This window comes from Bdellovibrio svalbardensis (genome assembly GCF_029531655.1).
Lineage (GTDB): Bacteria > Bdellovibrionota > Bdellovibrionia > Bdellovibrionales > Bdellovibrionaceae > Bdellovibrio > Bdellovibrio svalbardensis.
In genome coordinates this window covers 1-23,970 of record NZ_JANRMI010000001.1, presented here as the reverse complement: position 1 = coordinate 23,970, position 23,970 = coordinate 1, and the positions used below count along the sequence as shown (strand labels likewise).

The following is a 23,970-nucleotide window of genomic DNA, read 5'->3' as shown; positions in this document are numbered from 1 at the left end:
CGTCTTGAAACGGCTGGGCATGACTTGCGCCCTGTAAGTCATAGGCATAAACTTGCGTGTGTTAGAACCTAAAAGGTTTAAGGAAGGTATTTTTATGATTAAGTGGATGCTCCCTTCAGTAATTGTCACCATGCTTGCATTGACCGCATGTGGTCCTAAAGCCTTTGTTAAAGGCGAGTACGATGATGTTAATAGAGAAAACAATTTGAACGATCAGTGGTCAGAAACAGATATGCAAAAAGCTGTTCATGATCTGGTGGCGAGTGCATTGAACTCTCCTTCCTTGGCTCAAGCTAAAAAAATGCCAGTTGTGATGGTGACAAATCTTCAGAACAAAACCAGCGAGCATATCGACACTCAAAGCATTATGGATATGGTTCGTGTTGAGCTGATGAAATCTGGAAAAGTAGGTTTCATTGATAAAGAAGCTCGCGAAGATATCGCGAACGAATATGATTACCAGAATTCTGGCAAAGTTTCCCAAGAGACTAAAAAGGGACCTGGTGGTCAAATTGGTGCCGACTATATTATCAATGGACGTCTTGATTCTATCGTTCAAGAAGTTGGCAAAGACAAATCCGTCTACTACAAAATCACTTTGAATCTGACGAACCTAAAATCCAGTATGATTACTTGGTCTGATCAAAAGCAAATTCGTAAAACATATAAAAAGAAAACTATCGGTCTTTAATGAATACTGATTTTTCAAAAGGACTCGCGCTTGCAGCGGGTCTTTTTTTTAGCTTATCTCTGACGGCTTGTGCGACTTATCAAAATAAAGTCCAAGAGTCGCGTCAGGCTTTGGTGAGTCATGACTTCAGCAAAGCTTTGAAGGATTTGGAGCCCTTGGCTGCGAATGAAAATGGGGATCAGCTGGTGTATCTTCTGGATTATGCAACGGCCTTGCAGATTTCCGGAAACTACAAGGACAGTAACAATGCCTTCTTGAAGGCCGACCGCCTGTCTGAACTCGTCGACTATCAATCTATCTCCCGGCAGACGGGATCGCTTCTTTTGAATCAGGAAATGGTTCAATACAAAGGTGATACCTTCGAAAAGATATTCATCAATGCGTATTTGGCGATGAATTTTTTGGAGCTTGGAAACCTGGATGACGCTTTGGTCGAAGCTCGTCGTATTAACGAAAAATTTATCAAGAATCGTCAGGAAGAGAAAAAGTCATTCGAGATGAACTCTTTCAGTAAGTATTTGTCGGCAGTGATTTGGGAAGCCAATAAGAACTACGATGATGCTTACATTGCTTACACTGAGGCTTACAAAATTGATCCTACGATTGGGCCTATTGGGGAAGACCTCATTCGTTCCGCAAAATTGGCGCGACGAAATGATGCCTATCAAAGCTGGAAAAAGAAGTTTCCCGACGTGAAGGAAGAGAAAACTTGGTATGATAAAAACATAGGGGAGTTGGTGGTCATATTTCAACAAGGTTGGGGGCCACGAAAGGTTCCTTCCTCGAATGAATATCGTTTGCCGGCTCTTATGCCCGTCCGCAGTGAAACAGTTTTGACCCGACTTTCCTTTGAAGGTGGGGGGAATTACGTGAGCCGTCTAATTTATGATGTCGAAATGGCGGCTATTCAAACTTTGAAAGATGATTATGGAATTCTGGTGGCAAAGCGCATGGCGGGATTTGCAGCCAAGGCTGTAGCCGCAGATCAAGTTCGCCAACAGGATCGACTTTTGGGTGACCTGACTTATATTGCATTGAACTTGGCGGACCGAGCTGATCTTCGTCAATGGTCCTTCCTTCCGCAAAGCATTCAGATGATTCGCATCCCTTTGGCTCCGGGAAAGTACAAATTCAATCTTGAGGGTTTAACTTTGGCGGGCGTTCCCACCGGTGAAGGTTTGAAAGACCAAGAAGTTGAGATTCAGGCAGGGAAAAAGAAGTTCGTTGTCTGGCGTTCGTTAAAATAATCCACCATCGCTAAAGCTACTGCGGACCTTGTCCACTTTGAAGGGTGCCTTGTGGCCGAAGTCTTGGCGTAGGCGCAAAAAAAAAGGCCCTGCCGAAGCAGAGCCTATTTTCACTAAGTTAGCCGAGGCTAAGATTAGTTGTTCAAGCCAAGAGAAATTCCAGGAAGATTTGGAGTTTCTTCGTCTTGTTGCAAACCAGGAAGTACAGTCGCTTTTTCAGCAGCTACTTTAGCAGTAGTGTCTGTGTTGTAGCGAGTTGCTGCAGTCGCAACGCGGTTTTCCAAGTTTTGCTTTACGCTGTCAGTAGAAGCATTTTCAACAACTGTGTTTACTTGTTGTTTAGTCATGTAGTCCTGAGGGAAAGCGCCCAATTTAGCTAGGTAGCCTGAGATGCTGCCGTTGCCGTTTTGGATGATTTCGCGAAGTGTGAAAAGAGGAGCGTATTGAGATGCTTTCTTTTCAGCTTCGAAAATGATCTGAGTCAAAGTCGCTGCAGTAATATCGTTTTTAGATTTGTTATCGATAACCATAACTTCTTCGTTAGTACGGATCATCTTAGCGATGTCGTCCAAAGTAACGTAGCAGCTTTGTTGTGTATCGTAGAGTTTACGGTTTTGATAACGCTTAATGATTTTAACTTTTGAATTTGGCTTAGATGTCATTGTTTCGTTTTGGTTGATCAAAAGTGCCTCCCAATTTGAAATTTTCCCAAAATTATCAACTGATTAAGTGCTAAAGTATTCAGCACATCCCCCGGTCGATGGGCGCAACCTATCGCCGGCGCCACCCCTTGTCAAGCGGTCCTCAGATCAAAAGAAAAGACTCTAAGCGTTATTAAATCAATCCCAGCGGGCTTTTAAAATCACAAACATAAGTTTGTTTTTTAAAATTGTTAGACCTTTGTCTAAAGTTCTTCCGAAAGGCTGCCGAAAGGTATCTTAGGCAAACCACGTTGCGGGAAATAAATTAATGAATAATGAACGAAAACAAGAGTTTAAGTCATCTGGTGTTCTGACGCTGTTAGGACTTGTTGGCTTTTCGGCAGCAATCATAGCTGCGCCCTGGAACCGTTCACATCGCGACACTGAAGTGGATGCTGCCTTGCAGAAGGCTGAGGTTGTTGGTTACCAAGTCGTGCAAATTTATCGCGAGGCGGCAAAAACTTCAGCCCTGTCTTTTAGCAAATCAGGCCGAAACCCTGCCTCTGTGGCCCCAGAAACCACCTTGGAAAGCCTCAGAACGACGGGAACCATGGGAAATGATCCATGGGGCCAGCCTTTTCATTACCGCATTCTGTCTGCAGAAAAAAACAAAGCTATGCGCATCTTAGTTTGGTCTTCGGGGCCAAACAAGAAAGCCGATACCGCAGAACTGGAAAATGAATCTAAAGCCATCTCCAGCCAACCAATCTATGTTGGCGACGATATCGGGGTGGTTCTGAGCATGACTCAAAACTAAAGTCCTGATGAGGTCCTGAGCCTTCAAGGTCTTCTCAAAATTCGCCGATCAGCCTAGTGACTAAGGAGATTCCATGCTTTCCTTCACTAAGACCGCGATTTCGGCGACCCTGCTTCTCTCTTTGACCGCCTGCGCGACTTTCACTACGAATGAAAATGACAAAGCACCTTATTTCGAAGCTTCCTTCGATGATAAGAATCGCGCTCCTGCTTCACTCACTCCTCCAGTGATCAGCAGCCAAGATGGACAAGCAACTTTGGATCCTCTTTATATGCGCACTCAAGCGGACTACTACTTCTCTATGGGGGAAGCTTACAGTCTTGAGGGGAATGCAGCGAAGGCGATTGAGTCCTTCAAGATGACTTTGATTTATGATCAAAATTCTCCAACAGTAAATATGCGTTTGGCAGGAGAGTATCTTAAGCAAGGTATGATCTCAGAGTCTTTGACACAGGCTGAAGAAGCAGTGAAGAAAGACGGAAAAAATGTTGATGCTCATTTGTTGTTGGGTGGTTTGTACTCTTCAATGAAATTGTATCCAAAAGCCATGGATCAATATCACACGGTCTTGAAGCTGGATCCAAAAAATACAGAAGCTCCATTGTACATTGGGGCATTGTACTCTGAACAAAAGCAATCGGATAAAGCAGTCAGCTATTTTGAGTCTTTGGTGAAAAATCCAGATTACACTTCCCCGTATCTGGCACAATACTATATTGGCCGTGTTCGCATGGAGCAGCCAGAAGCGAAATTCCAAAAAGCAGCTGAGGCAGCTTTCAAGAAAGCTTTGGTTCTTAAACCAGATTTTGCTGATGCAGTTCTGTCTTTGGGTGCTTTGTATAGCAAGCAAAAAAACGAAGCAAAGGCGATCACTCTTTATCGCAATTTCCAGAAAGAGAACTCTCCTAGTCCGAAGATCGCTGAAGTGTTGTCACAAACTTTCATTGAGCAAGGTAAATATGACCTGGCTTATGAGCAATTGGAAGTGTTGGAGCAAAATACGGATGAGCCATTGAACGTCAAAATGAAAATGGCCTTGATTTTGATTGAGCAGAAGAAGTATCCGCTGGCGACTGAAAAGTTGGAGGCTGTTCTTAAGGAAGCTCCAGAATCTGATAAAGTGCGCTTCTATTTGGCGGCGGTCTACGAAGAAACTCATCAAAATGAAAAAGCGGTGCGTGAATTTAAAAAGATTCCGGCATCCAGCACATTCTTTGGTGAGGCGACGGTTCATTCGGCTTACCTTCTTAAAGGGATGAATCGTTTGGATGAGGCTGTGGAGGTTATCTCCAAAGGTTTGGCTGAAAGAAGTGACCAACCGCAAGTTTACGCTATGTACGCTTCGCTTTTGGATGAAAAGAATGACTACAAAGCGGCTGCAAAAGTTCTTGAGCAAGGTTTGGAGAAGTTCCCAGAGAATGCGCAATTGCGATTCTATTATGGAACTATCAATGATCGCCTTGGTAAAAAAGACGTTGTGATCACTGAAATGAAAAAAGTTTTGGAATTGGATCCAAACCACGTACAAGGTTTGAACTATTTGGCTTTCACCTGGGCTGAGTTGAATCAAAATCTTCCGGATGCAGAGAAATTGGCTCGTCGAGCGATGGAGCTCGAACCACAAGATGGTTACGTGCTCGATACATTGGGTTGGATTTTGTACAAGCAAAGTAAATTCACTGAGGCAGTGAAATTCCTGGAAGCCGCACATAAATTCCAAGGCACAGTGAGTGTTATCGCGGAACATTTGGGCGACGCATACTACAAGCAATCCATGGTGGATAAAGCGAAGAAGATGTATCGCAAAGCTGCGGATCTGGAATCTGACAAGAACAAGGTTAAAGAGATTCGCAACAAGATTACTGCAATAGAAAAACAAGAGTTGAGCACCCCACGTTTGCCAGCATCGGTGGAGGCTCCGTTAGCCGAACATACAAGCAAATAAGAGAGTTTTAGATGATTTCGTACGTAGTCGGAATTTCAATACTATTAGCTTCGTCTTTGGGGTTTGCTAAATCAGCAAGCCCTCAGGCTATTTCATCTATCGAAAGAAACTGGGCCACTTCGGATAAGTATTCCATCTCCGAAGGCGGGGTTCGCGTTACAACCCAAGGCCGTCAGCGAATGATCAGGTTGCGCGGCAACGTGATACCTGTCGCGACAATGACTTCCGGTGAAATTAAATCTCCACACGGCAAAGGTGTTCCCAAGGATCTTGCGGCAGAGATGTCGAAGCTGATGGGGATTAAGGTGTGGAAAAAAGAAGATCGCGGATCTTATATTGCCTATGAGGCACCTGTTCCCAATGAAGCGCGTTTGATTAAGCTATTTGTATCTAAAGATCAAAAGAACTTTAAATACTCTGTAGCAAGTATTCGTCTTGCTTACATGTTGCCAACCTACTATGAAGCTGAACTTTTGCAGCGCCAGCAAATTGAAGGGACACAGGCAGTAGCCTCTTTAGAGTCTCATCAAAACTGGAATCGTCTATTTAAATTCTTCGTAAGTCCGGCTTATGCGGCGGATGGATTTTCATTGGCAGATTTGACCAGCGGGTTCAATGGCAATATTCCAAACGTCAATCTTCCAAATATTAATATTGATTCCAGCGCAGTGAACAGTGTGAAGGGATCCTTGGATGGTCTGAACAACACCGTCGGCGGGATTAAAGGTTCTGTGGATGGACTTGCCAGCGCGGGAAACAATGTCGCGGGTGCGGGAAACAATATCGCGAGTTCCATCAATAATGCCTCCTCCTCTGTGAACAATCTTGCGGGTGAAGCGCATTCCATTCAAGGGACAATTGCGAACTCAACGGAGACTATGAGGAGCTCGGTGAGTGATATCAATAAGACTCTTCAGGGATTTCAGGATCCAAAGACCTTCTTCAAGATTGGTCTGGCCAGCGGTTTTGGATACACCTTGGGTTCCATGCTGGTGCAGTTCGCAACGGACGGGGCTGCTTCTTTAGTTAAAAAGATTTTCTACGAGGTGACAGGGCAAATGGATCCGGCAACGCGCGAGCGTATGACGGGTCGTGGGCAAAAGGCCTGGGATGATTTGCAAAAGCTTTCTGAGAAAGTCGCTGAGATTGATAAAAATGTACAATTGCGTCTGGCGGTTCTGACTTCTTTGAATGGCAAAGATCCCTTGGTGGTTGCCAATGAACTTGAAGATCGTCGTCTGCTTCTGGAAAGTGATATCCGTAAGCTTCAAAGTGTGATGGATAAATCTTCTGACAATGCATCTCGTATGCAGTGTAGTTCTGCGATTCGTGAGATGAGTCAGCAGGTTGAGCTGCTTAAACAAATGCAGCCGATCTTGCAGTCTGAGCAGCCTCGCTCTCAAGCGGAATTGTGTGCTGGCTTTGATCGCATGTATCAGCAGTGGGCCAATGTAGAGCTTCAGATGCACAACGCGCGTTCTGTCTTGTTGAATGATATGGTCTCGTTGGCGACGGGGGCTGAGAAGGCGACACAAGCGGCGAATGAGTCTTTGGCTTCAGATCGCAAAAAGCGCAATGAATGTAAAGACAGCAAGCTGGATGTCGTCAAAGACTTCATCTCAGAAAATGACTGTAAATGCGGTGCCGCGACCATCTCGCAGAAGTGTAACTACTTGTGCATGGAGCAGCAGAACTATCAAGATCACGAGAAAAGTTGTTTGAATATGATCGCCATGAGTAAAACTGTGGATAAAGACACGGATTCTTTGGTTGAGAGTGAATTGATCAGACAGAACACTACCATGCTTGAAGATAGCTACGCTAAATTGACGAAATCATATTGCGTGCAAGGCGATACGAGTGGTGTGTGTAATGGGCAGGACGGCAGTTTCTCTATGATTCACAGCCGTATGCAGAATCAATTCCAGCAAATTCAAAGAGCCTGTGGATCTAATTCTGTGGTGGTGGCAACTCCGCGCGATATCTTGGATGGCAAACGCAAAGCGGCCGCCTTAGCGGCTTCGTCGCAACCAATTGCCTCAGCTTCCGTTGCGAATCTGCCGAAACCTGCAGAGGGCGGCGGATTCTTTAGCAACTTCTTTGGCAAGATTGCTTCTTTCTTCAAGAACCTTTTTTAAAAGCGTCTTTATTGACCATGTCGGCGAAAACAAAGTAGCCGACATAGAATAGAAACGGCAGAGCCAGGACAAAGCCCACGCCTTTAAGCAGCCCGCCAATCATGAGTGCCACGCTCGTGTAAAAACTGGCAACCAAATAGAGTTTAAAATTTTTGATAGAAGCCAAAGCCGTCGCATCCAGGGCCTTCGCGATTCCACCATGCAGCTTTTGTTGAAGATTAAAGCCGTGGGAAAGAATCATAAAGAAGTAGATGCCCAGAATGAAAAGTCCCAGTGACATGGGGAAGGTTCGCCAGTGTTCTTGTGGGCTTTGCAAAAGGCCAAATGCAGAGCCTAATAAAATGCCCGTGGGCATCAGGATGATGGCTGTGATTATCAATGACATCCAATCATTTTGAAAATGAGAGAGATCCAACTTCCATTGACCTGTGCGCAGGCGAATATTGGTGAGCTCCTGGAAGATCAAAAGCCCCAATGAGATTAGAAATGCGCCGATAAAAGGAACAACCTGTGAAAAGAAGATAAACACGGTGGCCGCAGCTCCGAGGTAAAGACTTTCTTTCCAATTTGTTTTAAATGCGATCAGGGCTTGTTTAACAGGATTCATTTCCCTATGCTAAGGGAATGAAAAATAGGTTCAATCTCTTTTTTGTTTCTCCGGCATTTGTTTCGCTTGTTCTGTTCTGCGCGACTTGGGTTTTCAGTGGTTGCGCGACGAAGCCAGTGCACGAAGGTGGATTTCAAAAAGCTCAATGGGAAACAAAAGCGTTGATTCGCAACCTCAAAGAACAAAAAACTCAGTCAGTAAATATCGATATCATGGCGATTAAGAACGATCGAGCTAGACTCGAGATCACTGCTTTGCTGGGTTTTCAGGTAGCAAGTTTGGTTATGTCTCCCAAAGAAATTTCTTATGCTATCTATCCCGAAAAGAAATTTTATTATGGAAGAAACTCAGAAAGCGCCGTCGCACGAATGATAGGATTGCCTTTGCATCCCATGAATCTGACCTATATTGCCTTCGATGAGCCGGTGCGTGGAATGGGCTGGAAATGCTATTCAGATGCAATAGGATTGATTGCAAGGTGTGAGAACGCTCAGCGAGCTATTCGTGTTGAGTGGAAAGATAGAAATGAAGGTCAGAAAAAAGTTGTGATTACAGCCCCGCAATTCGAGATGCAGTGGCTGTTTAAAGCACCCCAGACAGAGGTCGAGTTCAAATCTGAGACATTCACGCTGAAGCAGCCTGAGGGCTTCAAGGCAATACAAATAAATTAAAAAACTCGTTAACCGTCTAGCAATGATGCATAATCTAACTTAGTAGGTGTGTCACCCATCACCACCGGGGGAGATAATATGGCCTCTAAGTTCGACCTTCATTCGTTAGTAGCCAACTGGCAAAACTCAAGCGCGACTGCAAAAGCACATTGGAGCGGAACCTTTGACGAGTATCTTGATATCGTCAAAAAGAACCCCAAGGTCACGCGCAATGCTTATCAACGCATGTTCGACATGATTGTTGAAGAAGGCACAGAAACCTACACAGATTTTAAAAAAGAAGTCGTTCGCTATAAGTTCTTCGACGACAAATTCAACAACGGTAAAGATGCGGTGTTTGGATTGGACGTGCAGTTGATGAAACTGGTGAACGTGTTGAAAGCCGCGGCTCTTGGTTACGGAACTGAGAAGCGTGTTATTCTTCTGCACGGTCCGGTGGGTTCGGCAAAGTCGACGATCTGTCGGATGCTTAAAAAAGGCCTTGAACGCTATTCTTACTCTGACACCGGTGCGGTTTACACATTTGACTGGGTCGATGAAAAACTTGAACTTGATGGCATTCTTGGCAAGGGCGTTAAAATTTTCCCAACGCCAATGAATGAGGAGCCTTTGTTACTCATTCCGGATGACCTACGCTCTTCTGTTTATGATTCCCTGAATAAAGGACAAGACGGCAGCTTCCGGGTCAATGTGGACGGTGAGCTCAGTCCGCCATCGCGCTTTATTTTCAAGGCTTTGATGGAAAAATACGACGGCGACTTGATGCAGGTCTTCAAGCATGTCCGCGTAAGACGTTTGTTCTTATCCGAAGCTGACCGTGTAGGGATTGGTACCTTCCAACCGAAAGATGAAAAGAATCAGGACTCCACGGAGCTTACGGGTGATATCAATTACCGTAAGATCGCAGAGTACGGTTCCGATTCAGATCCACGGGCTTTCAACTTTGACGGAGAGTTTAATATCGCCAATCGCGGTATGATCGAATTCGTTGAGGTATTGAAATTGGACGTGGCGTTCTTGTACGACCTTTTGGGCGCATCACAAGAACACAGAGTCAAACCAAAGAAATTCGCACAGACTCATATCGATGAAGTGATTATCGGTCATACGAATGAACCAGAGTACCGTCGTCTTCAAGACAACGAATTCATGGAAGCGCTTCGTGACCGTACTGTGAAGATAGATATTCCTTATATTACTCGTTGGAGAGATGAAGTGAATATCTATAAGCGCGATTTCAATTCGCAGAAGGTGCGTGGTATATCCATTGCTCCGCATACGGTTGAGATGGCAGCGATGTGGGCGATCCTTACTCGTTTGGAAAAACCTAAAAAAGCAAACCTCACACGTTTGCAAAAACTCAAACTGTATAATGGTAAAACGTTGCCGAACTATACCGAAGACAACGTGCGTGAGCTTCGTAAAGAAACTCAGCGCGAGGGTCTGGAGGGTATTTCCGCTCGTTACATCCAAGATAAATTATCGAACGCCCTGGTCGCAGCTCAACAGTCCAACAAAGGCTCTGTGAATCCGTTCATGGTCTTTAAAGAGTTGGAATCGGGGTTGAAGAGTCACTCCTTGATCTCTGATGAAGAGTTGAAAACTGAATACCGCGAACTTTTGGGCGTGGTGATGCAGGAATACGAAGAGATCATTAAGGCCGAAGTGCAAAGAGCGATCAGCGCTGACGAAAGTGCGATGCAAAGACTTTGCGGCAATTACATCGACAACGTGAAGGCTTACACACAAAGAGAGCGCGTAAGAAATCAATTCACGGGGAACGATGAAGAGCCGGATGAGCGTTTGATGAGATCGATCGAGGATAAGATCGAAATTCCTGAGTCTCGCAAAGACGACTTCCGCCGCGAGATTATGAATTACATCGGTGCACTGGCTTTGGAAGGCAAAAAGTTCAACTACAAGATGAATGAACGCTTGCACAAAGCGATTGAGCTGAAACTTTTTGAAGATCAAAAAGACAGCATCAAACTTACGACGCTTGTAAGTAATGTTGCCGACAAGGATACCCAGGAAAAGATTGATGTAGTTAAAACCCGTCTCATCAAAGACTTTGGTTATGATGAGATTTCTGCGACGGACGTACTTCATTACGTTGCTAGTATCTTCGCTCGTGGGGATGTAAAGAGTAAATAATGTCGATACGGGAAGATCAAAATCGATTTAAAGACATCGTCAAAGGCAAGGTTAAAGAAGACCTTCGCAAATACGTTTCCCAAGGCGAAATGATTGGGAAACGTGAAGACGAGTTCGTAAAGATTCCGCTTCCTCGCATCGACATTCCCAATTTCCGATATGGTCCGAAACAATCGGGCGGTGTTGGTCAAGGCGAGGGTCAGCCCGGTCAAGATGTCGGTGATCCAGGTGAAGGTGGTAAAGGTCGAGCCGGTGAAGCCCCAGGGGAACACTTGCTTGAAGTTGAGCTTTCCATGGAAGAACTCGCAGATATTCTTGGTGAAAAGCTCGAGCTTCCGCGCATCCAGCCCAAAGGTTCTAAAAATATTGAAGCGGTGAAGACCAAATTCACGGGGCTTGCTCCGGTGGGACCTGAAGGTCTGCGCCATTTTAAATCTTCCTATAAGCAGGCCTTAAAACGTCATGTTTCTTCAGGAAGTTATAATGCGGAAGATCCGGTGGTTCTGCCGATCAAGCGCGATATGAAATATAAGTCCTTTAAGAAGGTGACGAAGCCGCAAACTCAGGCCGTCGTCATTTATATGATGGACGTGTCGGGCAGTATGGGGGACGAACAAAAAGAAATCGTTCGCCTTGAAAGCTTTTGGATTAATACCTGGTTAAAGAAACATTATAAGGGTTTAGAGACCCGCTTCATCATCCACGATGCCTCGGCAAAAGAAGTTGATGAAGACACTTTCTTTAGGACCAGCGAATCCGGCGGAACTTTGATCAGTTCTGCCTACAAGCTCTGTCAGGAAATCATCCAGGCCGATTACCCGGTGAACGAATGGAACATTTATCCGTTCCATTTTTCAGATGGCGATAACTGGAGCGGCGAGGATACGCGTCTATGTATTAAGATGTTGCAGGAGTTCTTCCTCCCGAACTGCAATCAATTCGGATACGGCCAAGTCGAAAGTAAATACGGCAGCGGCCAGTTCCTAAAAGATCTGCAAAAAGAGTTCGGCGAAGATGAACGAATCACAACAAGCCAAATCGAAACCCGAGACAAAATCCTAGATTCCATCAAAGATTTCCTCGGCAAAGGACGCTAGAAGGTACGCCGTACCTTTTTGAGGCTCAGAGCAGCAATTTATGCAGCGAGTGAAGCAAAAGGTGCCTGGCACCTTTTGCAGAGAGGCGAGAACCATATGGCTAATTTAACACCTGAGTTAGAAGCAGAGAGAAAAAGAATTTGTCAGATTGCCAAAGAAGCGGGTCTGGATTGCTTCGAGACTATTTTTGAATTGATCTCTTACGATCAGATCAATCAGTTTGCGGCTTATGGTGGTTTCCCGGTTCGCTATCCACATTGGAAATTCGGGATGGAGTATGAACATCTCTCTAAAAGCTATGAGTACGGTCTTTCAAAAATTTACGAAATGGTGATCAACACGGATCCCTGCTATGCCTACTTGATGGAAGGCAATGCGATGATGGATCAGAAGCTTGTGATGGCCCATGTGTATGGTCACTGCGATTTCTTTAAGAACAATATCTGGTTCTCTAAGACCAACAGGAAAATGATGGACCAAATGGCGAATCATGCGACTCGCATTCGCCGTTACATGGATCGCTATGGTATTGATGTGGTGGAAAACTTCATCGACGTTTGTTTGAGCGTTGAAAATCTTATCGATCGCTATAGTCCCTTTGTGGAAAAGTCTGTGACTAAGTCTCCAGAGCCTCCGAAAGAGAATAACTATTTGCTTCGCGTAGATCGCGATTACATGCGCGATTATATCAATCCGCCTGCTTTCGTGGCGGAACAAAAGAAACGTGCTGAGGACGAAGCTTTGCAAAGAGCGCAACGATTCCCGGCAGAACCTGAAAAAGACATCTTAAAATTTTTGATTCACCACGCTCCGCTGGCGGACTGGCAGGTGGACGTACTGACCATTATCAGAGATGAAGCTTACTACTTCTCTCCGCAGGGTATGACCAAGACCATGAATGAAGGTTGGGCTTCGTACTGGCATTCAAAATTGATGACGACAAAAATTCTGGATGATTCAGAGATCATTGATTTCGCCGATCATCACGCCGGGACTATGGCGATGGCACCCAACGGATACAATCCGTATAAGGTCGGCATCGAACTTATGCGCAATATCGAAGAACGCTGGAATAAAGGTCAATTCGGGCGCGAATGGGATGAGTGCGATGATGTTCGCGAAAGAAAGCACTGGGACAAGAAATTGAATCTTGGCCGTGAGAAAATCTTTGAAGTGCGCAAGGTCTGCAACGATGTGACCTTTATTGACCAGTTCTTAACAGAAGAGTTCTGCGTTAAGAACAAGATGTTCGTTTACAAGTTCAATAAGAAGACCCAGAAGTTTGAAGTCGATACGCAAAATTTCAAGGCGATCAAAGCGCAGTTGCTGTTTCATATGACGAACTTTGGACAACCAATTATTCGTATCGAAGATGCAAACTTTGAAAATCGTGGTGAGCTTTTGTTGACGCATCTGCACGAAGGCATCGACATGCAGCCCGACTTCATGAGTGAGACTCTAAAAAACGTATTTAAGCTCTGGAAAAGACCGGTGAACATCGCCACAGTGATGGACGAGAGCCCGCAGCTTTTCAGATTTGACGGAAAAGAATATACCCAGCATAAACTGGGAGAGGGGCCGGGCGCGAGTTCGGGCTCGAATTCGTCAAATCAAGAGAGCACAGGTTCATGAAGAATACTCGTTTAGTTTATAGTACCGATCCAAAAGACAATGTCGTTTGTGCAAACTGCAAGGAATTGAAGGCGGAATGCCGTTGTCGTCCGGAAGATTCCGCCGAGGGGGCTAAGTTTACCGTTATTTTCCGTCTAGAGAAAAACGGCCGGGGCGGCAAAACGGTCACGGTTATGGACGGTTTTCCAAGAAATGAAAACTATTTGAAAGACCTTTCCAAGGAGCTCAAGGCAAAATGCGGTGTGGGTGGATCCCACAGCCTTGGCGAAAAGCATGGAACCATCGAAATTCAAGGCGACAAGCGCGAGCAGCTCAAAAAGATTTTTGATGCGAAGGGCCTACGATACAAAGGTATGTAAATCTAGACTTTTCAAAACTTGTATTTTTGTTCGATAAGCGACATTCTTCAAATATGAATATGTTTACGAACATTACAGATTCCATGAGGAGAGCTAGTTTGGCTGCTAAAAGAATAGTGATCGTTGATGACTATGAAGAAAGTTGCAAGCTCTTGGCAGAAATTTTGGGCTCAACTTATGAATGCTCATACACCTCGGACAGCATGTCTGCGGTCAATCTGATTAATTCAAAAAAACCAGATCTGATCCTGCTGGATTATAAAATGCCTGGTTTGTTGGGTGTGGATGTCTGCCGTGAAGTGAAGGAAAATGAGGCGACTAAAAATACGCCGATCATCTTCGTTTCTGGTGCGGCAACTATTGATGAACGTATCAAAGCCTTCGAGACAGGCGCTGATGATTTTATCTCAAAGCCGTTCCACGTTAAAGAATTGATTCTTAGAATCAAGGCACGCCTTTCCGAGAAAGAGCCAGATGTGGCTGCGGAACTGACTGCTGCCAACTTGAAGATGAACCTTCTGTCTCGTCAAGTTTATGTAGATGGCGAGGAAGTGAATCTTACGCCGAAACAGTTTGATATCCTAAAAATGCTAGTTGCCGCGAAGAACCACCTAGTCACTCGCGAAAAGTGTTTGATGGAAATTTGGGGAGACACGGAAGTGACATCACGTAACGTCGATTCTCAAATCAACTATTTGAAACGCAAGATCCAAAAATTCAACGGCCGCATCGTCGCCGTTCCATCTTTGGGCTACCGCCTGGAAGCCCAAGAATAAAAAGGTACCTGCTTCTTTTTTGGGTCTACAGCGCGCAAAAAAAATAAAAAAGCGGAAGGAAACTTCCGCTTTTTTTATAAGCTCAGAGAGCAAAATGAAACATGTCCACTCTAAAGGCGCTGTTTCCTCGCCACCTTCATAAGTTTTTGTGCCGCCCAGAGAATATCTTTGTTGTATGCAAAGACTTTATCAACATTCTTCCCTTCGATCCACTGAACGCCTCGATGATAATCGGCATCCTGCACTTCGCTAGGTGCATGCCATTCTTCATCCAGGACGCCAAGAAAGAAGACCGTATCGCAGTGATTGATTTTGCCGTTCCAGGGGAAGTCATACTTTCTGCGGAATTCAGTTTCTTCAAGAACGCGAATTTTGTAACCCGTCTCTTCGAGTGTTTCCCGTTGGGCCGCTACGGCTGCGGATTCGCCAGTCTCGACACCACCTCCGGGCATGAAGAAATACTTCTGTCCTGAATGAGGATCCACGGCATTGAATCCCAATACTTTGTTTTTGTGAACCACGATGACAGAGGCGCGGGGGCGATAAATTTTTTCCGACTTTTCTTTTTTGATTTCATCACGACGATGTTGAAAAAAATCAGTCAACAGCTTCGAACATTCAGCCGCCAAAACTCCGCGAGTGACCTGCACCTGATGATTCAAGCGAGTGTCTGCAAGAATGTTGTAAAGACTTTCGACGCCGCCTGCTTTCGCATCAGTTGCGCCATACACGACACGACCCAAGCGAGCTTGTTGAATGGCGCCGGCGCACATCACACAGGGTTCAAGAGTTACATACAAAGTGCAGTCTTCTAAACGCCATGATTGAAGTTTTTTGGAAGCGCGATGGATCGCAAGAAGTTCTGCATGACCGAGTGTTGTCGCAAGGGTCTCGCGCACATTTGAGGCTTGGGCCAAAACTTCGCCGGAAGGGGAGACCAAGACTGCTCCGACTGGAACTTCACCCTTGTTGCCAGCTTTGGCTGCCAATTTCAGCGCTTTCTTCATCCACTTTTCGTCTAACTTGCTCGCCAACTGGATCGTTGGAGAAGAAAATTCAGTACTCATAACCCTCAGACCTCGATGAACAGGAATCAATTAAGTTATTAATAATCTCAATGAAATTGAATAGATAACTATCATAAACAAAACCCTACGCGATCTTTATCCAAAAGGGTACACCGGGGAAATGAACAATTCGCCGCGTCACGACCTCATAGGGTTGCCCCTTTGCTGCTGCTTTGTTATACACTCTGCTTCTTGTTTCCACAGTTGAAGGGAAGGTGATTGTCGTGGCAATGGTTAAGATCAAAGACGGAGAGTCTTTCGAATCTGCATTCAGAAAATTCAAAAAATCTTGCGAAAAAGCAGGTATTCTTTCTGAAGTTAAAAAACGTGAACACTTTGAAAAGCCTTCAGTAAGACTTAAAAAGAAATCTATCGCAGCTCGTAAGCGCGCTGTTAAGAAATCTAGAAAAGGTTGGAACGACTAGTTCTGAATAAGAACTTCGTTTTTCAAACGTTTGATAGAGGCGGCCACTGGTCGCCTCTGTTCTATCAAAAGTACGCTATTCCGCATTCTTATGACTTTTGGGAGACCCTATGGAAATCAGAGATAAAATCGCCGCCGACGTTAAAGCCGCAATGATCGCAAAAGAATCAGTTAAGTTGGGAGCTCTTCGTATGCTCCAAGCAGCGATCAAAAATCGTGAAATCGATATGCGCCCGGATGCAATCACTCCAGATGAAGTGTTGCTCGTAATCAAAAAATTAGTAAAACAAAGAAAAGAATCTATCGATCAGTTTCAACAAGCTGGCCGCCAGGATCTCGTTGATCAAGAAACTGCAGAGTTGAAAGTTCTTGAAGTCTATTTGCCAGCGCAAATGGGCCGTGAACAGATCGAAGCTTTGGTTGTAGAAGTTATTGCAGCATTGGGTGCTAAAACCGTGAAGGACATGGGTCCTGTGATGAAAGAAGTCATCGCAAAATCCGGTGGCGCCGCCGACAACAAAATCGTAAGCGAAGTTATTAAAGCTAAATTGGCCTAGTTCCCAGACCTTGACGCAAGTCAATCTGTGAACATGTTCTTAATGGTGGTCGGAGATAGGGAAGACAATTCAGGAAAGCTGAATTGGATGACTACTCCGGCGAAGCCGGAGTGTAGACAAGCATGCGATTTTCTCAAGACTTTATTGAGAAGGTTTCCGAGGCGAATAACCTTGTAGACCTCATTTCTCAATACACACAGTTAAAACCTAGTGGTAGCGGCCTTATGGGCCGCTGTCCGTTTCCAGATCACGCTGAAAAAACGGCGTCGTTCTCCGTTTCGGAAACCAAACAGGTCTATCATTGCTTCGGATGTCACAAAAGCGGGAACATGTTCTCGTTCTTGCGCGACTACCAGGGGATGAATTTCCCGGAAGCTGTGGAGTATCTTGCAAATCGCGCGAGCATTCCGATTCCGGCTCCTGAAAATGATGATCCAAACCGTGATCAGCTGGCGGATAAAAAGAAGGCCCTTTTAAAAGTTAATAAAGTTGCAGCTGATTATTTTTCTGATCAGCTAAAACGCGTTTCCAATGATCATCCTGTGAAAAAGTACATCGCAAGTCGTGGACTGACTCAGGAAGTGATCGAAACCTTTGGTATTGGATACGCGATTGCTGAGTGGGATGGTCTGGAAAGACATCTGCAAGGCAAGCAAATCTCAATGACCCTGGCTGAAGAAGCGCGCTTGGTAAAAGCCCGCAATGGCAAGCCAGGTTACTTCGATCTGTTCAGAGATCGTTTGATGTTCCCGATCTTTTCTCCAATGGGTGAGCCCATTGCGTTCGGTGGACGTTACCTCGAGAAAAAAGAAACTGAACCTAAATATTTAAATTCTCCAGAAACGCCGGTCTTCATAAAAGGCAAAGTTCTGTACGGACTTTCGCAGACGGCAAAATACATTCGCAGCGAAGATATGGCCTTGATCGTTGAAGGCTATATGGATCTGGTGTCGCTTTATCAAGCGGGCATTCGCAACTCTGTGGCGACCATGGGAACGGCTTTGACTCCGGATCATGGAAGAATGCTGAAACGTATGACTAAAAACGTCGTGGCACTTTTTGATGGTGACTCTGCGGGAATGGAAGCGGCGGAAAGAAGTTTGCCAATCTTGTTGGCGGCTGATTTGTATCCGAAAGGTCTGACGCTTCCAAACAACATGGACCCTGATGATTATGTGAAGAAGTATGGTGCGGAAGCTTTGAAAATTGAGCTGGAACGCGCCCCAGATTTGTTTGTAATGATCTTGGCACGTTGGATGGAAGGTTATCGCGGTGATGCCTCTGAGAAGGTTAAGCTCGCGGATAAATTGAAGCCTTTGTATGAGGTGATCCCAGATCAGCGTTTGCGCGATTTGTACCTGGCTGAGGCCGCTCAGAAGATGAGTGTGACCCTGCCTTGGCTCCGTCAGGCTGTGGGTCTACAAAGCAGCGGACCTGTATATTCGCAAAATCGCCCTGGAATCTCTAGGACGGTGCAGCCAAGTATGCAGCCTCAAAATGCTAACCCAACACCTCCTGCAGCTGTGTCAGACAGTGCAGAAGGGGGCAAGATTAGCTTGAAAGGTGCCTCCAAAGCCGAGGTAATGCTGCTGGGCCTGGTGCTCAAAAGTCGTGCCAACTTCGAGCGTTTTGTGAATGAAAAAGTACTCGATTACATTGCACACACGGGAGTGAAAAAGATCCTCGAGAAAGCTTCCGATGTGTATAGACAAGATCTTAATAAGTTTGATAAATTGACCAGTCTTCTAGTCTCTTATGTAGATCACCCTGAATTATTATTTGTTGCGGAGCCGACTCCAGATGGCGACCCAGGGTTTGACGAAGAGAAAGAGATGAAGCTTCTAGGCGATTGCTTTAAGCGCGTACGCGACAATTTCTTGCGTGATCAAGCGAAGCAATTGGCTCAGGAATTAAAGTCCGAGCCAAGCTCAGAAAAGTTGGAACAGATAATGAAAGCTCATAGAGATAGACTCTCTCTGAATAAAGGGTAAAGGCGAGGTATTGATGAAACAAAACCTACCAAACAAACAAGAGAAAGAACCTACAAAAGTTCTTTCTTTGCAGGAACAAGAACTTCTAATTAAAGAAGAAATTCAGAAGTTTCTGAAGCTTGCAAAAGAGAAAGGCGCGTTGACGATCGAAGAGATCAACGACCTCCTTCCTCCTGAAATTATCGCCCCCGCAGCTCTAGATGCCTTCATGCATGGCCTAGAGGCTGGTGGTGTAGTAATTTCAGACTTGTCTGAAACTTCGAAAGACGAAGAAGGCGAAGGTTCATTCCTTGAAAGCCCTGATTCTGACGACGAAGAAGTAGATGAAGAAGAAAAAGCTGAAAGCGAAGACGTTAAGGGCAATGACCCTGTTCGTCTTTATTTGCGTAAAATGGGTAGCGTCTCGCTTCTAACTCGTGAGGGTGAAGTTGAGATTGCTCGTCGTATCGAAAAAGGGGAGCGCGAGATCGTTCGTGCGATCCTTTTGTCTCCTTTGGGAACTTACGAGATCATCCAACTTGGTAAACGTCTTGATGAAGGACGTATCAAAGTTAAGGCGATCTTCCGTGGTCTTGAGGACGAAGACACTCAGTACGATGAAAAAGAGTACATCGACAAAATTCATGAATTGATCGGCAAAGTCACTGAGTACCAAAAAGCCTCAGCGAAGCAGTTCGAAGTTCTTCGTAAAGAAGAAACGAACACGCCTGCTCGTCAAGCAGCCATGAAAGAACTTGTTCTAATGAATGACAAGTTGATGGCGAATTTTGAATCAGTGAACTTCAACCGTAAAACCATCAACCGTATCGTGATCAAGTTCAAAAACTTGGTAGGTCGTATCGGAACTCTTCGTCGTCGTATTAAAGACGGTGTTGAGCGCACGTTCTCTAAAGACGTTGCATCGATGATTGAGCGTATGAAGCTTGTTGAGTCGAATGAAAAAGAATTAACAAGAATGACTCGCGATACAGGTTTGAACTATCAAAAGTACAAATCTTACGTGATCCAGGCTCAAGAAGCTGAAGTCCGTATCAAGCGTTTGGATTCAGAAACTGAAATGAATCACACTTGGGTGAAAGAAACATACACAGCCATCTGGAAAGGTGAGCGTGAGGCCGATGCAGCGAAATCTGAGTTGGTAGAGGCGAATCTTCGTCTCGTGGTTTCGATCGCTAAGAAGTACACGAACCGTGGTTTGCAATTCTTGGATTTGATCCAGGAAGGTAACATCGGTTTGATGAAAGCCGTTGATAAATTCGAGTACCGTCGTGGTTACAAATTCTCGACTTACGCAACTTGGTGGATTCGTCAGGCGATCACTCGTGCGATTGCCGATCAGGCGCGTACGATCCGTATCCCTGTTCATATGATCGAGACTATCAATAAGCTTGTTCGTACATCTCGTTACCTCATTCAAGAGCTTGGCCGCGAGCCAACCCCTGAAGAGATCGCTGATAAAATGGACATGCCGGTAGACAAAGTTCGTAAAGTTTTGAAAATCGCAAAAGAGCCGATTTCTTTGGAAACTCCAGTAGGGGAAGAAGAAGATTCACACTTGGGCGACTTTATCGAAGACAAAAAGGTGATCAATCCTGCAGAAGCGATTGTGAACCTGAACTTGGCGGAACAAACTCGCCGTGTTCTTTCGACTTTGACTCCAAGAGAAGAAAAAGTTCTTCGTATGCGTTTCGGTATCGGTGAAGAATCGGATCACACGTTGGAAGAAGTGGGGCAAGACTTCAACGTAACTCGTGAACGTATTCGTCAGATCGAGGCGAAGGCTCTTCGTAAGCTTCGTCATCCTTCTCGCAGCAACAAGTTGAAAAACTTCGTTGATAACTAAGGTTATAAAAAAATATTGAAGATTAAAACGGGGACAATTTGTCCCCGTTTTTTTTATCGTTATCGCTGTATAGATCCCTCCGAGCCACAAATTTCGGATTTCTGCCGTAGACCAAGGACCTGCTCTTTTCTTAGACCATATCATGTTTTGTAGATCCTCTGATAAGCTGCAATCAAAACTTAAATGGGAGGCTCTGGTGAGATTGGGAATTCTGCTGACATTGATGTGTTCAGCGACGACAGCAATGGCGGCATCTGGCATGGACTTGGCTAAAATGAATAAGAACTTTGCCTGTCAGGCGAAGGTGAATCAAGCCACTATGGATATGTTTGTGGGAATGGATCCAGATGGCGCAGCTTTCGCAATCAATCCAGAAGGCCAAACGGAAGTGTTTGATGCAAATAGAATTGTTTCAAGATCAAATGCCAATGGCGTAGAGACAATCGTTTATAAATCTAAAGAGCCGCGTATGGATGGTAGCGGTAAAATGATTTTTGAGACCGTTAGAAAAACTGTCGAAATCAAAAGACAAGATGGAAAAATCATGTCTGTGAATAAGCTTTTTGATATGAAAAAGCAGGTTGAATTGGCGAAAAAGTATAACTGTCCAACTTGTACGATGAAGATGCCTGTTCTTAAATCGTTGGAAAGCACTTTTGTCTACGATGGCGACAACTGCGCTGTGAACCAGGATATTGCGTACCAAGCAAAAGATGAAAAAGCAGCAGTCGAAGCTAAGGTCAACTATGACAAAAAATTCTGTGATGCTTTGACTCCGATTGTGAAGCAAATGGGCTCACAAAATGCGGCTCAATGTGGATCTTTATTCGCTCAAGCGCAAATGGCTTATGACGGTCGTGCGAAAGAACTCAAGGCTGAAGGAAAATCTTTTTCTAGCTTCTTGGGTGCTGAGAGCGAGAAACCTAATGCGATGGGGAATTTTGACCTCGGTTCTAAGATAGCAGCATGCACGATGGCAGACCAAGCCTGGGGTATGGGTGTCTATGGTGGTGGCATATACGGCATGGGCATGATGCCAGGAGTTGGTGGTATGATGATTGGCGGCGGCGTGGTGATGATGGGTGGTGGAATTTCACCGAAATCTGCGCCTAAGGAAAAAGAGAATAAGGCGGAAAGATCTGGAGCCGTTAGATAAGCCTTCAAAAAAATTTGAACGACTTTAAAGCCCTCTTCGGAGGGCTTTTTGTTTTTCCAGTCATGAAAGATATTGCCAATGAACAGATTTGAAAATCAAATCAAGTTTGACTAGGAGATATTATGACCTGGAAGACTGTCCTTGTTTCTGCATTGATTGTATTGGCATCTTGTTCCCATCAAAAAACGTCGACCCTGCCTTCTGTGAAGGATTGGATTCGCCAGTCTGACGAGATCGCAAATAAATATTCACGCGAACGCGGAAGTCTTTCACCAGAGATGGCTTCTTACTTGGGATTCTCTGAATTTGATACCGAGGTCACAGGGCTAGATTCCACGTATGAAGAACGTATTCTTTCTTTTGAAAAGAAATGGTTGGCAAAGCTTGAATCTGAATCGAAGAAATCTCATCCCCCTGAAACTCTTGAGGACATTGCAATCCTTAAGGAAAAAGTGAAACTGACCATTGAAGGAACCGAGCTGGATAAGAAGCTGGCGGTGATGACCTTTAACGCTGGGACGAAGGACATTTTCCAAGGCTTGCAGGCCATGATCAATCCACAGATCCCGAAAGACAGACAGGCCAAGGCTGTGGATCGTTTTAAAAAGTACGTGAATGGTTTTGGCAAGTACAAGCCTTTCCTGGTGGCGTGTGCAGAGCACATGAAAGAGCAAGCGAAAGAATTTGCCGGAAAAAATCCTGTTTATCCGTATAAGCGCGAAGTGGATTTGTATCTTTCCGAAAGTCCGACCTACACGGCGGGAATTGAAGAGTTGTTGAAATCAACGGGGCGCACGGATTGGCAGGCAGACTATGAAAAGTTTAAAAGTCAGGCCGTGGTGTTCGATGCCTTTGTTAAATCCGACATTTTACCTTATGCGCGCACGAAAGCTCAGCTACCCCGTGATCTGTATGCCTTTAACTTAAAGGCCATGGGCTTCCAAGTAAGTCCTGAAGAGCTGATCGAGATCGGCGAGGCAGGGTACAAAGAGCTTTATCCTCGCTATCAGGCATTGGCGAAAAACTTAGCTAAAAAGTATCACTTGCAGTCGTCACAGCCGAAAGACGTCATGGCTTTCTTGAAAAAGAAGCAAGTGACCAAGCATGATGAAGTGGAAAAGCTTTATCACGAAGCGGATGCCCGTCTGAAAGACATTATTATCAAGAACAGAATCGCAACTTTGCCCGCGCAACCTTTGGTGATTCGCCTTGCTGGGGAGGCAGAAAGTAAAGCCGCTCCAGTTCCACATTTGAATCCTCCTCCGTTCGTAAATAATAAAGGGGAGCGTCCTGAGTTTGTTGTGCCGACGGCGAAGGGCAAAATGCCTTATGACGATTTCACTCATCAGTATGCGGCGATCATGTTGACGGCTCATGAGGGGCGTCCTGGGCATGATCTTCAGTTCAGTCGTATGTTGGAAGGCGGAATGTCGATGATTCGCGCCACTTATGCCATGAATAGCGTGAATGTCGAAGGTTGGGCTTTGTATGCGGAAGACATGGTTTATCCTTATGTCAAAGACGAGGAAAAATTTGTGGGCTTGCAAATGCGTCTTTGGAGAATGGCGAGAGCCTTCTTGGATCCGCAAATTCAGTTAGGTAAAATCAAAGATCAACGTGTGTTTGATGTTTTCACCAAAGAACTGGGCGTTTCCAAGGAAATGGCCGAGCTGGAACTGCGTCGTTATTCGATCATGGCCCCGGGCCAGGCGCCGTCTTATTACTATGGCTACTTGATGGTTAAAAAAACCAGAGAATGGGCTGAGGCAAGAGCAGGGCAGAACTTTGACCCTAAATGCTTCAATGATCAGGTTCTGTCCTATGGCCTGCTGCCGCTGCCGATGATTTTCGATAAGGTGAAGAACAGCCCGGCTTGTTTGGCTCTCGATTAAGCAGTTGGTAAGTTTTAGCGCTCCACCTGACCAGATAAAGTTTGGGGTGGCGCGCTGTGGCTTTGTAGTCCTCGTCCTTTTTGGTAAGGTATTTTCCAACCAGCCCGATGGGGGCTTAGCTTAGTTGGTTAAAGCATCCCGCTCATAACGGGAGGATCGTGGGTTCAAGTCCCTCAGCCCCTACCATTTTAAAACCACCGCAAGGTGGTTTTCGTGTTTTTAAGAAATCGAAATAGATCAGAACTTTACATAAATTATTTATTGT

At 45.1% G+C, this 23,970-nt stretch carries 20 protein-coding genes and 1 tRNA gene; 18 read left to right on the top strand and 3 right to left on the bottom strand.

Features of this window, described 5'->3' with window-relative positions; translation table 11 throughout:
- Positions 1-94: 94 nt before the first annotated feature.
- Positions 95-691, top strand: coding sequence for a penicillin-binding protein activator LpoB (gene lpoB / locus NWE73_RS00105; RefSeq protein ID WP_277576231.1), 597 nt, complete (start codon positions 95-97; stop codon positions 689-691).
- On the top strand, positions 691-1,938 hold the full coding sequence (locus NWE73_RS00100; RefSeq protein ID WP_277576230.1) for a COG3014 family protein: 1,248 nt from the start codon (positions 691-693) through the stop codon (positions 1,936-1,938). The genes lpoB and NWE73_RS00100 overlap by 1 nt, the downstream gene beginning before the upstream one ends.
- Positions 1,939-2,072: 134 nt before the next feature.
- Here the strand turns inward: NWE73_RS00100 and NWE73_RS00095 are convergent, their stop codons facing one another.
- Positions 2,073-2,600 (bottom strand): polyhydroxyalkanoate synthesis regulator DNA-binding domain-containing protein, encoded by a 528-nt coding sequence (locus NWE73_RS00095; RefSeq protein ID WP_277576229.1) that lies wholly within the window; start codon positions 2,598-2,600, stop codon positions 2,073-2,075.
- Between the two features lie 307 nt (positions 2,601-2,907).
- On the opposite strand from NWE73_RS00095, the gene NWE73_RS00090 reads away from it, so the two are divergent.
- From NWE73_RS00090 to NWE73_RS00080, 3 genes are all read left to right on the top strand, one after another.
- A complete protein-coding gene (locus tag NWE73_RS00090; protein WP_277576228.1) occupies positions 2,908-3,396 on the top strand; it encodes a hypothetical protein in 489 nt (162 codons plus the stop codon).
- Positions 3,397-3,469: 73 nt separating this feature from the next.
- Entirely contained in the window at positions 3,470-5,341 is a 1,872-nt protein-coding gene (locus NWE73_RS00085) for a tetratricopeptide repeat protein (protein ID WP_277576227.1), read from the top strand.
- Positions 5,342-5,352: 11 nt separating this feature from the next.
- A complete protein-coding gene (locus NWE73_RS00080) occupies positions 5,353-7,479 on the top strand; it encodes a hypothetical protein (RefSeq protein WP_277576226.1) in 2,127 nt (708 codons plus the stop codon).
- On the opposite strand, the gene NWE73_RS00075 is transcribed toward NWE73_RS00080, so the two are convergent.
- Positions 7,463-8,086, bottom strand: coding sequence for a hypothetical protein (locus tag NWE73_RS00075; protein WP_277576225.1), 624 nt, complete (start codon positions 8,084-8,086; stop codon positions 7,463-7,465). The two genes, NWE73_RS00080 and NWE73_RS00075, sit on opposite strands and share 17 nt — an antisense overlap.
- A gap of 17 nt (positions 8,087-8,103) precedes the next feature.
- Here NWE73_RS00075 and NWE73_RS00070 point away from each other — a divergent pair, with 17 nt between their 5' ends.
- From NWE73_RS00070 to NWE73_RS00045, 6 genes are all read left to right on the top strand, one after another.
- A complete protein-coding gene (locus NWE73_RS00070) occupies positions 8,104-8,757 on the top strand; it encodes a hypothetical protein (protein WP_277576224.1) in 654 nt (217 codons plus the stop codon).
- A gap of 78 nt (positions 8,758-8,835) precedes the next feature.
- A complete protein-coding gene (locus NWE73_RS00065; protein ID WP_277576223.1) occupies positions 8,836-10,911 on the top strand; it encodes a PrkA family serine protein kinase in 2,076 nt (691 codons plus the stop codon).
- Positions 10,911-12,008 (top strand): DUF444 family protein, encoded by a 1,098-nt coding sequence (locus NWE73_RS00060; RefSeq protein ID WP_277576222.1) that lies wholly within the window; start codon positions 10,911-10,913, stop codon positions 12,006-12,008. The genes NWE73_RS00065 and NWE73_RS00060 overlap by 1 nt, the downstream gene beginning before the upstream one ends.
- A gap of 96 nt (positions 12,009-12,104) precedes the next feature.
- Positions 12,105-13,640, top strand: a complete 1,536-nt coding sequence (locus tag NWE73_RS00055) for a SpoVR family protein (protein ID WP_277576221.1) — start codon at positions 12,105-12,107, stop codon at positions 13,638-13,640.
- Entirely contained in the window at positions 13,637-13,999 is a 363-nt protein-coding gene (locus NWE73_RS00050; RefSeq protein ID WP_277576220.1) for a translation initiation factor, read from the top strand. Before NWE73_RS00055 ends, NWE73_RS00050 begins: the two co-directional genes overlap by 4 nt.
- Before the next feature lie 98 nt (positions 14,000-14,097).
- Positions 14,098-14,775: a response regulator transcription factor gene (locus NWE73_RS00045; RefSeq protein WP_277576219.1), complete on the top strand. Its 678-nt coding sequence runs from the start codon at positions 14,098-14,100 to the stop codon at positions 14,773-14,775.
- A gap of 110 nt (positions 14,776-14,885) precedes the next feature.
- Here the strand turns inward: NWE73_RS00045 and tadA are convergent, their stop codons facing one another.
- Positions 14,886-15,842, bottom strand: a complete 957-nt coding sequence (gene tadA, locus NWE73_RS00040; protein WP_277576218.1) for a tRNA adenosine(34) deaminase TadA — start codon at positions 15,840-15,842, stop codon at positions 14,886-14,888.
- A 230-nt stretch (positions 15,843-16,072) separates the two neighbouring features.
- On the opposite strand from tadA, the gene rpsU reads away from it, so the two are divergent.
- The 7 genes from rpsU (at position 16,073) to NWE73_RS00005 (ending at position 23,891) form a co-directional block, all read left to right on the top strand.
- Positions 16,073-16,267 carry a 30S ribosomal protein S21 gene (gene rpsU / locus NWE73_RS00035; RefSeq protein WP_407652927.1) on the top strand — a complete coding sequence of 65 codons (195 nt, stop codon included), beginning with the start codon at positions 16,073-16,075 and terminating at the stop codon, positions 16,265-16,267.
- A gap of 109 nt (positions 16,268-16,376) precedes the next feature.
- Positions 16,377-16,823 carry a GatB/YqeY domain-containing protein gene (locus NWE73_RS00030; protein WP_277576217.1) on the top strand — a complete coding sequence of 149 codons (447 nt, stop codon included), beginning with the start codon at positions 16,377-16,379 and terminating at the stop codon, positions 16,821-16,823.
- Between the two features lie 122 nt (positions 16,824-16,945).
- A complete protein-coding gene (gene dnaG / locus NWE73_RS00025; RefSeq protein WP_277576216.1) occupies positions 16,946-18,814 on the top strand; it encodes a DNA primase in 1,869 nt (622 codons plus the stop codon).
- Positions 18,815-18,827: 13 nt separating this feature from the next.
- Positions 18,828-20,657, top strand: coding sequence for an RNA polymerase sigma factor RpoD (gene rpoD / locus NWE73_RS00020; RefSeq protein WP_277576215.1), 1,830 nt, complete (start codon positions 18,828-18,830; stop codon positions 20,655-20,657).
- 196 nt (positions 20,658-20,853) lie between these two features.
- The gene (locus NWE73_RS00015) at positions 20,854-21,813 is read left to right on the top strand and encodes a hypothetical protein (RefSeq protein ID WP_277576214.1); all 960 of its coding nucleotides are present in this window, start codon (positions 20,854-20,856) and stop codon (positions 21,811-21,813) included.
- 122 nt (positions 21,814-21,935) lie between these two features.
- Positions 21,936-23,705, top strand: a complete 1,770-nt coding sequence (locus NWE73_RS00010; protein WP_277576213.1) for a DUF885 domain-containing protein — start codon at positions 21,936-21,938, stop codon at positions 23,703-23,705.
- 109 nt (positions 23,706-23,814) lie between these two features.
- Positions 23,815-23,891 (top strand) — tRNA-Met (locus NWE73_RS00005).
- The last annotated feature ends 79 nt before the right edge of the window (positions 23,892-23,970 follow it).

Bases quoted from the DNA above. Each gene is read 5' to 3' on its own strand.
- lpoB (WP_277576231.1), top strand. From the start codon at position 95: ATGATTAAGTGGATGCTCCCTTCAGTAATTGTCACCATGCTTGCATTG.
- NWE73_RS00100 (WP_277576230.1), top strand. From the start codon at position 691: ATGAATACTGATTTTTCAAAAGGACTCGCGCTTGCAGCGGGTCTTTTT.
- NWE73_RS00095 (WP_277576229.1), bottom strand. From the start codon at position 2,600: ATGACATCTAAGCCAAATTCAAAAGTTAAAATCATTAAGCGTTATCAA.
- NWE73_RS00090 (WP_277576228.1), top strand. From the start codon at position 2,908: ATGAATAATGAACGAAAACAAGAGTTTAAGTCATCTGGTGTTCTGACG.
- NWE73_RS00085 (WP_277576227.1), top strand. From the start codon at position 3,470: ATGCTTTCCTTCACTAAGACCGCGATTTCGGCGACCCTGCTTCTCTCT.
- NWE73_RS00080 (WP_277576226.1), top strand. From the start codon at position 5,353: ATGATTTCGTACGTAGTCGGAATTTCAATACTATTAGCTTCGTCTTTG.
- NWE73_RS00075 (WP_277576225.1), bottom strand. From the start codon at position 8,086: ATGAATCCTGTTAAACAAGCCCTGATCGCATTTAAAACAAATTGGAAA.
- NWE73_RS00070 (WP_277576224.1), top strand. From the start codon at position 8,104: ATGAAAAATAGGTTCAATCTCTTTTTTGTTTCTCCGGCATTTGTTTCG.
- NWE73_RS00065 (WP_277576223.1), top strand. From the start codon at position 8,836: ATGGCCTCTAAGTTCGACCTTCATTCGTTAGTAGCCAACTGGCAAAAC.
- NWE73_RS00060 (WP_277576222.1), top strand. From the start codon at position 10,911: ATGTCGATACGGGAAGATCAAAATCGATTTAAAGACATCGTCAAAGGC.
- NWE73_RS00055 (WP_277576221.1), top strand. From the start codon at position 12,105: ATGGCTAATTTAACACCTGAGTTAGAAGCAGAGAGAAAAAGAATTTGT.
- NWE73_RS00050 (WP_277576220.1), top strand. From the start codon at position 13,637: ATGAAGAATACTCGTTTAGTTTATAGTACCGATCCAAAAGACAATGTC.
- tadA (WP_277576218.1), bottom strand. From the start codon at position 15,842: ATGAGTACTGAATTTTCTTCTCCAACGATCCAGTTGGCGAGCAAGTTA.
- rpsU (WP_407652927.1), top strand. From the start codon at position 16,073: ATGGTTAAGATCAAAGACGGAGAGTCTTTCGAATCTGCATTCAGAAAA.
- NWE73_RS00030 (WP_277576217.1), top strand. From the start codon at position 16,377: ATGGAAATCAGAGATAAAATCGCCGCCGACGTTAAAGCCGCAATGATC.
- dnaG (WP_277576216.1), top strand. From the start codon at position 16,946: ATGCGATTTTCTCAAGACTTTATTGAGAAGGTTTCCGAGGCGAATAAC.
- rpoD (WP_277576215.1), top strand. From the start codon at position 18,828: ATGAAACAAAACCTACCAAACAAACAAGAGAAAGAACCTACAAAAGTT.
- NWE73_RS00010 (WP_277576213.1), top strand. From the start codon at position 21,936: ATGACCTGGAAGACTGTCCTTGTTTCTGCATTGATTGTATTGGCATCT.